Source organism: Corynebacterium sp. KPL1995 (assembly GCF_000477935.1).
GTDB classification, from domain to species: Bacteria; Actinomycetota; Actinomycetes; order Mycobacteriales; family Mycobacteriaceae; genus Corynebacterium; species Corynebacterium pseudodiphtheriticum.
This window is the reverse complement of sequence record NZ_KI515715.1, coordinates 1,459,514-1,473,985: the sequence shown is the minus strand read 5'-3', so window position 1 is coordinate 1,473,985 and position 14,472 is coordinate 1,459,514. Positions and strand designations below refer to the sequence as shown.

The 14,472-nt window shown below is 54.9% G+C and carries 13 protein-coding genes; 3 read left to right on the top strand and 10 right to left on the bottom strand.

Annotation, left to right across the window (positions count from 1 at the left end):
- Nucleotides 1-231: 231 nt before the first annotated feature.
- From HMPREF1292_RS06495 to HMPREF1292_RS11120, 5 genes are all read right to left on the bottom strand, one after another.
- Nucleotides 232-834, bottom strand: a complete 603-nt coding sequence (locus HMPREF1292_RS06495) for a hypothetical protein (protein WP_023019233.1) — start codon at nucleotides 832-834, stop codon at nucleotides 232-234.
- Nucleotides 835-869: 35 nt separating this feature from the next.
- Complete coding sequence (locus HMPREF1292_RS06490) at nucleotides 870-1,904, bottom strand: hypothetical protein (protein ID WP_023019232.1); 1,035 nt, start codon at nucleotides 1,902-1,904, stop codon at nucleotides 870-872.
- A 199-nt stretch (nucleotides 1,905-2,103) separates the two neighbouring features.
- Complete coding sequence (locus HMPREF1292_RS06485) at nucleotides 2,104-3,111, bottom strand: hypothetical protein (RefSeq protein ID WP_023019231.1); 1,008 nt, start codon at nucleotides 3,109-3,111, stop codon at nucleotides 2,104-2,106.
- Between the two features lie 461 nt (nucleotides 3,112-3,572).
- Complete coding sequence (gene ileS, locus HMPREF1292_RS06480; RefSeq protein WP_051137456.1) at nucleotides 3,573-6,722, bottom strand: isoleucine--tRNA ligase; 3,150 nt, start codon at nucleotides 6,720-6,722, stop codon at nucleotides 3,573-3,575.
- 345 nt (nucleotides 6,723-7,067) lie between these two features.
- Nucleotides 7,068-7,220: a hypothetical protein gene (locus HMPREF1292_RS11120; RefSeq protein WP_021352258.1), complete on the bottom strand. Its 153-nt coding sequence runs from the start codon at nucleotides 7,218-7,220 to the stop codon at nucleotides 7,068-7,070.
- Nucleotides 7,221-7,444: 224 nt separating this feature from the next.
- Between HMPREF1292_RS11120 and HMPREF1292_RS06475 the strand changes: the two genes are divergently transcribed.
- From HMPREF1292_RS06475 to HMPREF1292_RS06465, 3 genes are read left to right on the top strand one after another with little or no spacing between them, the layout of a single operon-like run.
- Nucleotides 7,445-8,248 carry a (Fe-S)-binding protein gene (locus HMPREF1292_RS06475; protein WP_021352257.1) on the top strand — a complete coding sequence of 268 codons (804 nt, stop codon included), beginning with the start codon at nucleotides 7,445-7,447 and terminating at the stop codon, nucleotides 8,246-8,248.
- Entirely contained in the window at nucleotides 8,248-9,723 is a 1,476-nt protein-coding gene (locus tag HMPREF1292_RS06470; RefSeq protein ID WP_023019229.1) for a LutB/LldF family L-lactate oxidation iron-sulfur protein, read from the top strand. Before HMPREF1292_RS06475 ends, HMPREF1292_RS06470 begins: the two co-directional genes overlap by 1 nt.
- Entirely contained in the window at nucleotides 9,723-10,358 is a 636-nt protein-coding gene (locus HMPREF1292_RS06465) for an LUD domain-containing protein (RefSeq protein ID WP_021353852.1), read from the top strand. The genes HMPREF1292_RS06470 and HMPREF1292_RS06465 overlap by 1 nt, the downstream gene beginning before the upstream one ends.
- A gap of 305 nt (nucleotides 10,359-10,663) precedes the next feature.
- Here HMPREF1292_RS06465 and HMPREF1292_RS06460 read toward each other — a convergent pair whose 3' ends face one another.
- From HMPREF1292_RS06460 to pgeF, 5 genes are all read right to left on the bottom strand, one after another.
- Entirely contained in the window at nucleotides 10,664-11,740 is a 1,077-nt protein-coding gene (locus HMPREF1292_RS06460; protein ID WP_023019228.1) for a DivIVA domain-containing protein, read from the bottom strand.
- Nucleotides 11,741-11,946: 206 nt separating this feature from the next.
- Nucleotides 11,947-12,237, bottom strand: coding sequence for a YggT family protein (locus tag HMPREF1292_RS06455; protein WP_024272910.1), 291 nt, complete (start codon nucleotides 12,235-12,237; stop codon nucleotides 11,947-11,949).
- A gap of 34 nt (nucleotides 12,238-12,271) precedes the next feature.
- Nucleotides 12,272-12,853 carry a cell division protein SepF gene (locus HMPREF1292_RS06450; RefSeq protein ID WP_021353849.1) on the bottom strand — a complete coding sequence of 194 codons (582 nt, stop codon included), beginning with the start codon at nucleotides 12,851-12,853 and terminating at the stop codon, nucleotides 12,272-12,274.
- A 56-nt stretch (nucleotides 12,854-12,909) separates the two neighbouring features.
- Entirely contained in the window at nucleotides 12,910-13,716 is an 807-nt protein-coding gene (locus tag HMPREF1292_RS06445; protein WP_021353848.1) for a YggS family pyridoxal phosphate-dependent enzyme, read from the bottom strand.
- A gap of 13 nt (nucleotides 13,717-13,729) precedes the next feature.
- Nucleotides 13,730-14,419: a peptidoglycan editing factor PgeF gene (pgeF, locus tag HMPREF1292_RS06440; protein WP_034645981.1), complete on the bottom strand. Its 690-nt coding sequence runs from the start codon at nucleotides 14,417-14,419 to the stop codon at nucleotides 13,730-13,732.
- Nucleotides 14,420-14,472 lie beyond the last annotated feature (53 nt).

Sequence of the window (14,472 nt, the reverse complement as noted above, 5' to 3'; positions counted from 1 at the left end):
GACTTAGGACACGAGCCATTGCAGTGGCACTGTTCAGAACTCGAAAGCAGCTGCCAAAACTCAGGCCGGTTCTGATTTTTCATATTTTCTGCCTAGAGACGAGAAGACCGGAGCAAACCGGTCGCACGATGAATAATCATGCTTACTCGGTTTGCTCCGGTCTTACGGAATTACGCTCTATACAAGCCTGCCCAGGATTTTAGTTCAGTGGTCCCAGCCCCACCCCGCGCTTTAACCAAACAGGTTCGATGAACTAGAACTCAACAATCCTCCGTTGCCCAGGCCTGGGCGCTGCGGAGGCTTTGGGGCCTCGTCCGGTTTGGCATCCTCAGGACTCTGGCCTGGGGCTGGCCTGCGGCCATCTTCAGTACCCGGTTTGTGATCTGGCATCTTCTCGGGTGCACCACCCGGCGCGGGCGCATCAGCCTCTCCGACCCGAATTTGTTGGAATGTCTCCGGCTTACCGGCGATGCCCACCGTAATGGTCTCGCCCACACGCAGCTGATACAGCGTCGGGATGGCGTACTCGAAAGATACGAGATCCGAGCCAAAAGCTTCTTGGCGGGAAGCAAGCACTGTCTGTTGGTGGGCACGGTCGTTAAACAAAATAGAAACGTACTGCGCTTTACGTCCCGCCTCCAGCAATACCTTGCCAGTGAGCTTCGTGTCTCCGACTTTCACCGGATTAACAATGACCTGCTTCGTCGCATCAGACGCCTGGTTCTGTACAGATGCCACAGGTTGCGCCTGTGCTTCGGCAGTCACCGAAGCCGCCACCGGAACAGCAAGAGACACTGAAACTACTGCCGCTGCGAATACGCGCTGGTTAATCATGCAGAATTCCTTTCTGGAGAATCGCGAAACCGAAGTTAAAACTTGATGTTGAACTGCGCCAAGAAACCACGCAGTGGTTGTAGGAAGTGTGCACCACTGAAACCTTGGGTGAAGAGCTTAACGACGCCAGAGACAACTCCAACTACTCCACCGATGGCTGCGAGGGTCCTGAAGAAGTCACCAATATTCGAGCTTCCCTGCAACGCACCTTTGTCAATCTCTGGTTTTTTACTATCTTCACCAGGAAGTTTTGGACTCTCTGGTTTCTTTTCTGGTGCCTTCGGAGCCTCTGGCTTCTTTTCTTCACTAGGCTTTGGACCTTCTGGCTTCTTGTCGCCAGGTTTCATGCCTTCGTTTTCGGGAGTCTTAGGCTCTGTCGGCTTTTGTTCATCAGCCTCTGGTTTCTTCTCTGTTTCAGGATTCGGGGCTTGCTGTTCGCCCTCTGGCTTAGCCTCACCCTCTGGCTGCTCGCGTTCTGGCTTAGCCTCACCTTCCGGTTTTTTCTCATCTTCCGGCATCGGGGACTGCTGGTTCTCCCCTTGCTTGTTCCCGCCCTCCGGCTGCTGTTCTTTATCCTGCGGTTGTGGCGTCGGTTGCTCTACTTCTGGCTTGTGCTCATTCCCCGGATCCGGAACTGGTGCCGGGCTCGTTTCTGGTGTCAGAGCTTTTTGCACGGTGACGGTTTGGAAGGTGTTTTGATTCCCAGGAATTCCTACGGTGATTGCCTCGCCTTCCTGCAGAGGGCGCGACGTCGGAACAGTATATTCAAAGGAAACCAGATCTGCGCCCATGGTGGTGTCTCGAGTTACTTGAATTTCGTCACGGTGCACATTTGAAACAAACAAAACCGCAACTTTTTGAGAATTCTCACCGTCTACAATAAGTACTTTACCCGTGATCTTGGCATCACCAACTCTGGGCTGGTCTACGACAATTTGTTTCGAAGCGTCGTTGACGTCAGCCGCAGCCGGCACGACCTGCGCCTGAGCAACTGGGGTAATAACGGAAACGGCAGGAACGGCCAGCGTTCCCATGACTGCAATAGCAACGACTACGCGCTTGTTAAGCATAGTAAAAAGCCTTTCAGAAGACGGCGGGAACAAAATACTTGGTTTTATCTTTAACCAAAATTTGTAATAACTGCTTGAAAAAGGGTGGGAGAATTCTGGGGTTAACGTCCCAATATGGTTCTCGACCGCTGGCGTGCTTAGCTGACTGCTCCGACACCGCCAACGGCCTTGCCTTCCGACAATCAGGCGAATTTTTAACTTAAGCCTTCACCACGACGGTTTGGACTTCCGCCAACTTGCCGACCGGTCCGATCTTGACTTGCTCGCCTACCTGTAGGTTCAGGCTCTCCGGCACCGCAATCTCGAAATTCACAAAACCTTGCGCATCTTTCTGTGCGTTCTGCACACTCACCTGCGCAAACAGCGACCGGGGGAAGAAGGCTGCAATCTTCTGCTCCGAAACACCCTCGGGCAGTTTCACTTTCCCGGTTATTGTCTGAGCTCCAGCAGCAATCTCGTCGACAAGAATCTGTGTCTGCTGCGTTTGTGCACCATTATCTGCGCCATCCGCGCTACCTTCCCCGCCACCTGAGCCTTCCGCTTCCACCAGCAACATAGCACCACCGTTACGTATGCGCTGTGGCGTCGGTGCGCCCTCCCCCGTGTATACAAACACCTGGTGGTGTTCCCGCAGTTGCAGGCCGTCCGGAACCGGGATTTCGAATTTCACCAATTCAGCTTTGCCCGGGTTTTTCTTCTTCGCAGTAACCGTGACAAAGTTACGGCGCGGAAGTGCTGCGCTAATTTTCTGCTCGTCCTGGTCTGCCTGGAGATACACCGTACCGGTCACGGTCCGGGCCCCAGCTTTGATGCGGTCTACGCTCACGCCGGTCTGGTAGTTACGATCCAGGTCGCCCGTTCCTCCACCGTTTCCTGGCTTATCAGTGTTTTGGTCAATGGTGCCAGCTGCAGCTCGCACCAAAGCTAGGTTGAGCCCGGCTTTGGAGATACCTAATTCTTCGATAACCTGCGTCAAGTCGCTATCCGACAGTTGAGCAATTTGCTGGACCGACAACCCACACGAGACCTTCAAATGCTTGGCGACGACAATCGAGACGTCCCCCTTGAAACCTGCGTCTTCGACGACCTGCTTGCCGCATCCCAGGTGCGACGGCGCTGCCTGGGCAATTGGCGAAAGAGTGGAGACAGTGGGTGCCACGATGGACAGGGACAAGATAGCTGTAGCCAGAACGCGCTTGTTAAGCATGAGAGGGCCTTTCACAGTAAACAACAAAACGGAAACTGATCGTCAAAGTTCGATTCCGCTAGCGCGAGCACTGGACTCAGATATTCCCAGGCTTCTGCCAGAAGGCATTGTCATCGAATCACTTGGTTGATCGATCGCAGAAAACTAGTCCATTATTTGTTTGGTTGTCAAAACAAGGTCACCACCAGTGCTTTTGCTGCTAAAAATAATCTGAATGGTTCATTAAAACTCCATCGTTAAGCTTGGGGTTTACTGAACCGTCGGAGAAGTTAAGCAACCATACAAAATAGGACACCCCGGCGCACCCTCCCCAAAAAACACAAAACCGGAGCGCCCCATTCAATGAGGCGCTCCGGGAAGTTTCACCGTCTACGGTAAACCACTAGCACTCAGACCCAATTTACCGGGAAGGTAACCAGGACTATCTCAGTATGGCAACCTTTTGCGAGCTCGTTGTTTACCTAAGCAAGCTGGACAGCAACGCTCACGCCATCGAGTACGCGGTAGACATTGTCGCCTTCCTGTGGTTCGGTGACCACCTGCAGGTCCATTGCCAATACCTCAGCTGCAATGTGTTCGCGATGGCGCTTCGCCCACTCTTCTTTGTCCGCGGGGACCGACAACGTGGCGGTAATGCGATCACTCACCGCAAAATCAGCCGCCTTACGCGCATCCTGGATACCGCGGATCACATCAGCTGCCCAGCCTTTGGCTTCCAGCTCCTCGGTCACCGTCATATCCAGCACTACCAAGCCCTCTCGGCCAGCAATCTGTGCAGTGGAATCTGCATCCGCAGCGACCAAACGTTCGGTGTATTCGCCTTCACGCAGCTCGACACCGTCGGCAAGCACCAGGCCGCCTGAGCGCTCGTAATTACCGGACTTCACAGCCTTGATTGCGCGTTGCACGTCCTTACCCAAACGAGGGCCTGCCACCTTCGCGTTGACGACGACCTCGAAACGCCCCACAGAATCCACATCATCTGTCAGCTCAACTTCGTTGACGTTCACCTCATCACGAATGATGTCCGCAAAATCTGCCAGTTGTGCAGACTCCGGCATAGCCACCAGCAGCTTCGGCAATGGCAAACGGTTACGCAGCTTATTCGCCTTGCGTACCGACGATGCAGCCGAACACACCGCACGGGTGTAGTCCATGGCGTGCACCAGCTCGTCGTCGGCAGGCAGATCACTGGCAGCCGGGAAATCAGCCAGGTGCACCGAACGCTCACCAGTCAGACCGCGGTAAATGACCTCCGCAACATGCGGCAAAAGCGGGGCTACCGTGCGGGAAACGATCTCCAACACCGTGTACAAGGTGTTGAAAGCTTCCGGGTTCGCCTCGTCGCCCTCCCAAAAACGTTCGCGAGAACGGCGCACATACCAGTTGGTCAGCGCATCGGCGTAGACACGCACGGCCTCGGTGGCATCGGCAATGTTGGTATTAGCCAATGCCGTGTCGACGGCGTCGACAAGATCGTGGGTCTTAGCCAAGATGTAGCGGTCCCGCACATCGGTAGAATCCACCGACCACTGCGCTGGCTTGCTGGAATACAGCTGCAAGAAGGTATACGCATTCCAGATTGGCAAGATTGCCTGCCGCACACCATCGCGAATGCCTTGCTCAGTGACAATGAGGTTGCCGCCACGCAGGATCGGGCTGGACATCAAGAACCAACGCATCGCATCCGAGCCGTCGCGGTCAAAGACCTCATTAACGTCCGGGTAGTTGCCCTTGGACTTCGACATCTTCAGCCCATCATCGCCCAGCACGATGCCGTGCGCAACCACCTTCTTAAACGCCGGGCGATCAAACAGCGCCGTAGACAGTACATGCAACAGATAGAACCAACCACGGGTCTGGCCGGAATACTCAACGATGAAGTCCGCTGGGTTGTGCGATTCAAACCAGTCCTTGTTCTCGAATGGGTAATGCTTCTGCGCAAACGGCATGGAGCCGGACTCAAACCAGCAGTCCAGCACGTCCGGAACACGACGCATGGTGGACTGACCAGTTGGATCATCAGGGTTCGGACGCGTCAACTCGTCAATATCCGGGCGGTGCAGCGAGGTAGGACGCACCCCGAAGTCTCGCTCCAGCTCGTCCAGCGAACCGTAGACGTCGATACGCGGGTATTCCTCATTGTCAGAGATCCACACCGGAATCGGCGCACCCCAGTAACGGGACCGCGAAATATTCCAGTCCCGAGCGCCTTCTAGCCACTTGCCAAACTGGCCATCACGGATATGCTCAGGAATCCACTCAATCTCGTTGTGGTTCAGCTCCACCATGCGATCACGAATCTTGGTCACAGCGACGAACCACGCTGGCATCGCGCGATAAATCAGTGGTTGGCCAGAACGCCAAGAGTGGGGATAGGAGTGGACAATAACTTGGTGCCGCAGAACCCGGCCCGTCTGTTTCAGGTCACGGATGATGTTCTTGTTGGCATCAAAAACCAACTGGCCTTGATAATCCGGGACATCCGCGGTGAATTCACCATCGGCATCCACCGGAATAACCAGCTCAATATCGGCTTCCTGGCAGGTAGCCATATCGTCTTCACCAAAAGCAGGCGCTTGGTGAACCACGCCAGTACCGCCGTCGGTGGTGACGTAATCAGCAGCCAAGATCTGGTAGCCGTTTTTCAATTCCGGGAAGTAGCCAAAGATTGGCTCATAGGTGAAGCCCACCAAGTCAGCGCCCGGCAGAGACAGCACCACCTCGTGGTCTTTGCCCAGCTCCTTGAGATAAGCATCGCGGAGGTCGTCGGCAAGCAACAACAGCTTGCCCGCAAAACCATCAGCACCACTCTCTCCTACCCGCACAACCGTGTAGGTGACCTTCGGGTTTACCGCTAACGCCGAGTTCGAGGGCAACGTCCACGGCGTCGTCGTCCAGGCAACGGCCTCAACATCGCCGAAGAGCGGGTTTTCTTGCAGAGTTTTTTCTGCAGCCGAGCCCGAGCGCGCACCAGTCAGCGGGAAAGAAACCGTCAACGACGGATCCTGGCGCTCCTTATAAGAATCATCCAAGCGTGTCTCTTGGTTAGACAACGAAGTGTGCTCAGCCCAGGAATACGGCAAGACACGGAAGCCCTGATAAATCAAGCCCTTGTCATACAGTTCCTTGAACGCCCACATGACAGATTCCATGAACTCGATGTCCATAGTCTTGTAGCCGTTCTCGAAATCGACCCAACGAGCCTGCCGGTTAACGTAGGCTTCCCACTCATCGGCGTATTTCAACACAGACGTAGCGCAAACCTCATTGAACTTCTCCAGCCCCATTTCCTCAACCTCATGGCGCTGGTTAATGCCCAACTGCTTTTCAGCTTCCAGCTCGGCAGGCAAGCCATGGCAATCCCAGCCAAAAACGCGAGGGACATAATTACCAGCCATGGTGCGGTACCGCGGGACGATATCTTTCACATAGCCGGTGAGCAGGTGCCCGTAATGCGGTAGACCATTGGCAAACGGAGGACCATCATAAAAAATATATTCCGGAGCGTCTTTACGCTGGTCCAGCGAAGCCTGGAAAGTCTGGTCCTTATTCCAATAATCCTGAACGATGGATTCCATCGCCGGGAAACTATTAGTGCCATCGGTCATGTCGACCTTCGGGTAGACGCTACCGACAGCGGTGTGGTCATTAGCAGGAATTGCCTCTGTCTGTCTCTCTACAGCTCGGCCTTTTGCATCCTGGTTTCTCGCAGCCACGGTTAATCTCCTTCACACACGAATGTTCGCGACGCAGGGACGCTGATAGCGCGGTACCACCCTGCTTGGAGGCGGAGCTGATCAACACCAACTACGCTTCCCACTTCATTGTGGTGAAGGTTTCACCTTGTGGCCCGGTTCTAATGAGCGCCCGTATCTTCTATAAGAAAAACAAGCGCCGTTCTTCCGGAAAGCTCCCCGGTGATGGCCGGATCATAGCAACGAAAACTAAGCCTACTATTTTTTACGGACAACGTCGACAAGCAACAGCACCAACGCCACACCGGCTCCCCCAAACAGCAATGTCAACCAGCCAGCCGCGCCCGTCGACAAAAACAATACGAGCCCCAGGAAAGCAAGAAACGCCAATATAAGCACCGCGAGCATCATGGTGTCTGTAACCCCGACCTTCCTGCTTACTAAGCATTACCTGTGTGACTTTTTTAGCAATAACTCCATTATGCCACCGAGACGTTGTTATGGCACCGTGTAATTACACGCGCACCATCGCAGCGCTCTAGACCAGACCAGCAGTTTTGCAGAAATCGCCCCGGCGGTCCGATAATTTTATACGATCTTATTTTTGCGTCACTGCGTCACTAAGGACAATTCCCATGAAAATTGCATTATTTGCTACTTGCATCGTCGACGCGATGTATCCGCGAGTGGCACTAGCGACGGCAAACATCTTGGAACGACTCGGCCACGAGGTTATTTTCCCCGAAGGCCAAGCATGCTGCTCCCAGATGCACGTCAATAGTGGCTATCTCAAAGACGCTCTGCCCGTGGTCCGTAACCACGTCTCTGCGTTCAGCAAGGCAGACTACGACGTCGCCGTGGCTCCATCCGGTTCCTGCGTAGCCTCCCTGCGGCACCAACAGCCCATGGTTGCGCAGAAAAATGGTGACCCGAAACTCGCGAAGCACGCTAGCGAAATCGCCGGCAACACTTACGAGCTCTCGCAGTTCCTACGCGATATCGAAGGCATCACCAACGCTGCCGAACAACTCGGCTCCTATTTCCCACACACCGTGACTTACCACCCGTCTTGCCACGGCATGCGCCTACTACGCTTGGGCACCCGCCAACCCGACCTGCTCGAAACCGTCGGCGGCATCAACATGGTAGAGCTACCGGATAAAGAAGAATGCTGCGGCTTCGGAGGTACATTCTCCATTAAAGACCCCGGTGTTTCCGGTGCCATGGGTGAACAAAAAGTACGCAATATCGAGTCCACTGGCGCGGAAATGTGCACCGGCGGCGACGCATCTTGCCTCATGCACCTCGGTGGCATCTTGCACCGCCAAGGTTCGAAGACTCGCACGCTGCACTTAGCGGAAATTCTGGCATCTACCCGCGAAAATCCGTGGAATCCAGAAACTGCCGACGAACTTTCCATCCCGCAGGAGGCGAAATAATGAGCACCGTCGCTTTGGGAATGCCCGCCTATGGCCAGGGCAATATCAACCTATCCACCCCATTCCCGGCCTCTGCTAAGCAGCAAATGCAAAACAAGCAGATGCGCAAAAACATTCACCATGCCACCCACGCGATTCGCGCCAAACGCAATAACGTCGTCGGCGAAGTTCCAGATTGGGAACAGCTGCGCAACGCCGGTTCCGCGATCAAATCCAACGTCATGGCGAACCTTCCGGAACTGCTGGAGCAATTTGCGCATAACTTCGAAGCAGCGGGCGGCCACGTGCACTGGGCACGGGATGCTAAGGAAGCAAATAAAATAGTCACGGAGCTCATTCGTGAGACCGGTGAAACCGAAGTAAACAAGATCAAATCCATGGCTACCCAGGAAATCGGCCTGGATGAGTACTTGGAAGAACAAGGAATCACCGCTACAGAAACCGACTTAGCTGAACTGATCGTGCAGCTTGGCGAGGACAAACCTTCGCACATTCTGGTTCCTGCAATCCACCGCAACCGCGATGAGATTCGCGAGATTTTCAAAAAGACTATGCCAGAAGCCGGCGATGACCTCACCTCTGAGCCAGCCGTGCTAGCTGAAGCTGCCCGTCGTCACCTGCGCACGCGCTTCCTATCACGCAAAGTCGCGGTCTCTGGCGCCAACTTCGGTGTCGCCGATACCGGGACGCTGTCTGTCGTAGAATCCGAAGGCAATGGTCGCATGTGCCTAAGCCTGCCGGAAACTCTCATCACCGTGATGGGTATCGAAAAACTCATCCCGACGTTCTCCGACCTCGAAGTCTTTTTACAATTGCTTCCCCGTTCTTCCACCGGAGAACGCATGAACCCGTACACCTCTTTGTGGACCGGCGCATTTGAGGGCGACGGGCCCAAAAACGTGCATGTAGTGTTGCTAGACAATGGTCGCTCCGCGGTATTAGACGACGAAGATGGCCGTTCTGCGCTGCACTGCATCCGTTGTTCTGCTTGTTTGAACGTCTGCCCTGTTTACGAGCAAGCCGGCGGCCACTCCTATGGCTCGGTCTATCCAGGACCTATTGGCGCCATCCTGTCACCACAGCTCACCGGTATCACTTCAGAACAAAACGCGACCCTGCCTTTCGCTTCTTCCCTGTGCAACGCCTGCTACGACGTCTGCCCTGTGAAAATCAATATTCCTGACATCTTGGTGCATTTGCGTTCCAAGGCTGTAGACGAACAATCTGGGCCTTCACAGATGGCCGCGCTGATGAAAGCCGCTAGCTTTGTCATGGGGTCGGGTCAAGTTATGAAGCTCGTAGAGCGCGGATTGCCGCTGAGCCGGATTGTCGCCGGCCGTTCCGGAACCATCGGTTGGCTACCAGGCATCGCGGGCGCATGGACCTCACAACGCGATATTCCGAAACCACCGAAGCAAGCCTTCCGTCATTGGTGGGCGAAAAACCGCGGAAACACTACAAAGGCGGATTCCTAATGGACCAGAAATATCAATACGATGACGCGAAGACAGAAATCTTCGCACGCCTGCGCAATTCATTGAGCGACCACCCCACCCCGCCCGCCGTGCCGCGTGAATACCGACGTGTCGGCGGACGAACCGGAGCGGAAGTCGTTGACGTACTGATTGACCGCTTGGAAGACTACAAAGCCAACGTCTACCGTGAAAACCTAGACTCCTTGCCAGAACGCATCGGCGCTCTGTTGGAAGAGCGCAGCTGTGTTATCCCATCCGGGCTTTATGAAAAATGGTTACCGGATCGCGACTTCATTGTGGATCTCGATGATCAACCCCTAACCATCTCTGACCTCGATTCCATCGATGCAGTTCTTACTGGTTCCACCGTCGCTTGCGCAGATACCGGAACCATATTCCTATCTGCACAACCAAACGAGGGCCGCCGCGCGATCACATTGGTCCCGGACCACCACGTGTGCGTCGTCTTCGAAAAGGACGTTGTGGATTTGGTGCCGCAGGCGCTCGAAGCTATTGAAAGTACCCAGCCCATCACCATGATCTCCGGCCCGTCAGCGACATCAGATATCGAGCTTGAGCGCGTCGAAGGCGTCCATGGACCGCGGCGTTTAGACATCATCATCGTCGCCACATAACCCCAGCAGACAACTTTCCCAACCAATTATTAGCCCTTCACAGGCGCTTCCTAACTGCGGGTTAGGCTGGTATGTGGTCTGCATCGCTAGTAGATCACATACCAGCCTAACCCCTTTTTCGTGTGGCAGATTCAGACGAAAAATCCCCAGCACCTGCTAGCCCTAATACAGCACGCTCTCTGAAAACCAGTCCAAAGACGAAAACGCCTGCAGGAACTACTCCTGCAGGCGTTTTCTGGACTTAACTTTCACTGCGCTGCATCAGCGCAGAACGCTAAACAACGCGGCAGATGGTGTCCTTCGAACTATTTGTTAGTGCCTTTAATATCGCCGCTCGGGGCAGCGGAACCACGTGCTTCCAGCTCTTCCAACTGGGATTCCAGCATGGTGCGCAAGCGGGTACGGTACTCACGCTCGTAAGTACGAAGATCTTCGATCCGTGCTTCCAGCGCTGCCTGCTGTTGCTTCACGGTGTTCATAACTTCGGTGTGCTTCTTCTCAGCGTCAGCGCGCAGCGAAGCTGCCTTTTCGTTGGCCTGTCGCACCTGAGCTTCCGCGCGGGATTCCGCATCCGAAGTGGTCTGTGCAGCCTTCTTCTCTGCATCCTGAATCATGGTGCGCGAACGAGTCTCAGCATCCTGCAATTGCTTCGAAGACTTCTGTTCAGCGTCATCGACCAGACGTTTAGCTTCGGATTGTGCATCGCTAAGCTGCTTTTCCGAAGTGGACCGGGCATCATCCAACATAGCCTTGGATTCTGCCTGTGCGTCGGCGGTCAAACGGTCCGCCATCTCCTGGGCCAAGCCCAGGACCTTAGCTGCTTGCATGTGGGTGGCAGGGGTAGCCATGCCACTGGCATCTGCGGTGGCCTGAGCTGGAGCATTAGCAGCAGGAGCCGCCGTGGCGGCTGCCGAGCCTGCGGACTTGCTAGTGTCTGCCTTCTTCGCGCTCGATTCCGCAGACTGACGAGCCTGTGCCAGTTCTTTCTTGGTCGACTCGTGCTCAGCTTTAGCCTGGTTTGCCTCGCTCTGTGCCTTGGAAGCGGCCTTGCGGGACTCATTAAGCTTTTCGTCGTATTCTGCGCGAATTTCTTTTTCAATCTTCGCGCGCAGATCAGATTCGATTTCCGAACGGAGCTTAGATTCATCCACCGAAGCAGACTGCGCGGAAGCACCAGTTGCGCTGGAGGTGTTCGCCGAAGACCCCTGGGTCTCGGCTTCATCTAGAAGAGCACGCAACTCATCGTTTTCATCTTGCAGCTGTGCAAGAGTGTCTTCAACTAAGTCGAGGAACTGATCCACCTCGTCCTCGTTATAGCCCCGTTTACCAATAGGAGGCTTGTTAAACGCGACGTTATGGACGTCTGCTGGTGAAAGTGGCATTGGCACTCCCCTTCTTAGTCAAGTGACGGCCCCGCGTATGCGGGCGAGACCTGTTAGTTACGAAAATCTCACGCGTTGTATTAACGGTATTAAATTTATCTGACTTGCAGTCTTCTATCAATCTTTGCCCACAGTCACCTATAGCCACCGATTAGCCTCGGGGGCGATTAAGCCCCGCGAGCCAGTCGCTTCGATGGGAGCGGCGACTATAGGAAAACCGCACGGACCAACATGCCGGCCACCATGAGCAGCAAAAACAGCACCAGTACGGACATATCAACAGCCACACCGCCGGTCCGCAGCGGCGGGATAACCCGGCGCAGCGCTTTCACTGGCGGATCTGTCAACATGAACAGCACTTCGGCGATCATGATGAACCACCGCGGAGGCTGGAAGGTACGGCCAAAGGACTGAATCATCTCAATAATGATCCGCCCCACAAGTACGAGAGTGTACAAGCGAATGGCAACGAGAAGAATTACTCCGAGCATACTCACGGGCGTCTACCTTACCTGATCCCCACAACCGTGGTTAGCGCAAACCTGCTGCACGTTCCAGATCAATGCTAGTAACTTGAGCATGTTCGGGAACAATCGCGAAAATCTTACGGTCCGTATCGATTTTAGCGGTCACATTTTTCATCTGCCCACGAAGGGCAAAGCACAGCCCCGCAGAGAAATCAATAATGCGCTTGGCCACGCTCCGCTCTGCATCGGTGATTTCAAAAACCACAACATCGCCGTCGCGGAAAGCCTCACCCATTTTGCGGGCCTCGTCATAGCTGACCAGAGACAAAGCTACCACCGTAGGATTCGGGTTCACTGCAGGTGCCGAGGCTACCTGTGGAGCGACTGCAGCCTGATAGCCGTCGTACTCACGCCCACGGGCTCCGCCAGTCTCACGCAGTGGCTCACGATCATAGCCGTAATCGCGGGCCGCAACAGCTTCGCGACGTGGCGGGAGATCCCGGTACCCCCCATCGCGAACGTCATCACGCGCGCCTGGTTCACGGTAACCTTCGCGACGGTCGTAGTCCGAGGCCTCGTCGTATTCGTAATATGCCTCGTCATCTGGCCCAAAGAAAAATTCTCTGGCAGAACGCATGATAGACATTGGCTTCCCCTTGAATTAGTTGTAATTGGTATAAAACTTCAGCACTAAGTAGTTGTTTAAAAAGCTACTGGTCGCGGGCCCATTATATCGGTACCGACACGCACGATATCACTGCCTGCGGCGATGGCTTTCTCCAGGTCAGCTGACATTCCGGCCGACAGCTGCAGCCGTCTACCTACACGTTCGGCAAGGGAATCGCACATCATACGAGCATGCCGAAACACCGGCTCCGCTGCAGAATCCAAAGGAGGCACAACCATCACCCCGGCCAAGGTTACGTTCTTCAGCGTTTCGACGTGATCGGCAAGTTGCATCAGTGCATCGTCCTGGATTCCGCCACGCGAGGTATCTCCATCGGCGGAATACTGCAGGAACACCGGCAGCGCATAGCCTTCGGTTCGTTGTTCACGCTCAATTGCCAGTGCGATCCCTCGGTCGAGGGCGTCGGCAAGCTTACGCGAATCCACCGAATGCACACTCGATGCCCAACGAGCTACCGCGTTGGCTTTCTTCGTTTGCACCTGCCCAATCATGTGGAACCGCATTCCCGGAAGTTTCTCCGCTTTATCGTGTGCTTCCTGTGCTCTATTTTCGGCCACATCTGTCACACCAAGGTCGGCCAGGCTGGAGATCGACTCTACTGGATGAAACTTGGTCACCGGGAGCAATGTAATTTCTTCAGGATCACGCCCAGCGGCCCTGGCAGCTGTCGCTATACGCTGTGTGGTTTTCTGAAGATTCCGGCGCAAAACATGCACGGACTCGTCTTCGCTTAATCCGGAACCATCGCGTTTGGATACCCCGGCCTGCGAAGGAAGTTTTTGCGAATCCTCCTGGTGCGCAGAAGGTTTATTGTCAGCCATACTCCCTGCCCTGTTATTGCCCGGTCAACCAGATAACGCCTGCTTGACGTCCGGTAGTACCTTCTCGGCGGTAGGAAAAAAATTCTTCATCATCGATCGTGCACCGCGGGTCGGCTTCAATTGCGGTTACTCCCAACGCCATAAGTTGGCGAACTAGCCCGGCCCGAATATCCAGGCCCGCAGTGCCATTCGCAGTTTTGGTTCGGGAACCTGGAAGGTGCCGCTCGACGTCCATCGCCATGGCGTCAGGTACCTCATAATTTTTTCCACTAGCTGCCGGCCCCAGCAGTGCCTGTATCTTATTAGGCTGCGCACCGAGTTCGACCATGGCTTTGACGGTTCGCGAGACGATCCCGTTGCGTGCCCCGATGCGGCCGGCGTGTACCGCTGCACAGACCCCGGCACTGGTATCAGCTAACAAAACCGGTACGCAATCTGCCACTAGGACCCCTAGTGCCAGGCCTGGCAACGTAGTCACTAAAGCATCGGTAGCTTCAACCGGACTTTCGCTGGGGGCAGTCACTACGGTGACCGTATTCGTATGGAGCTGTTCCATCCACTGAATTTTTTGCAACCCCAACACGCGCTCCAACCGCTCTCGGTTGTGCGCGACCGCTAGCGAGTCATCACCAACGTGGTTCGCCAAGTTAAAGGAATCATACGGTGCTTGCGATTCCCCACCTTTGCGCGTGGTAAACACCATGCGCACACGGCGCTTGTCGACGTTGCTGCCGCCCGCAGCTCCGGTCCCGACCG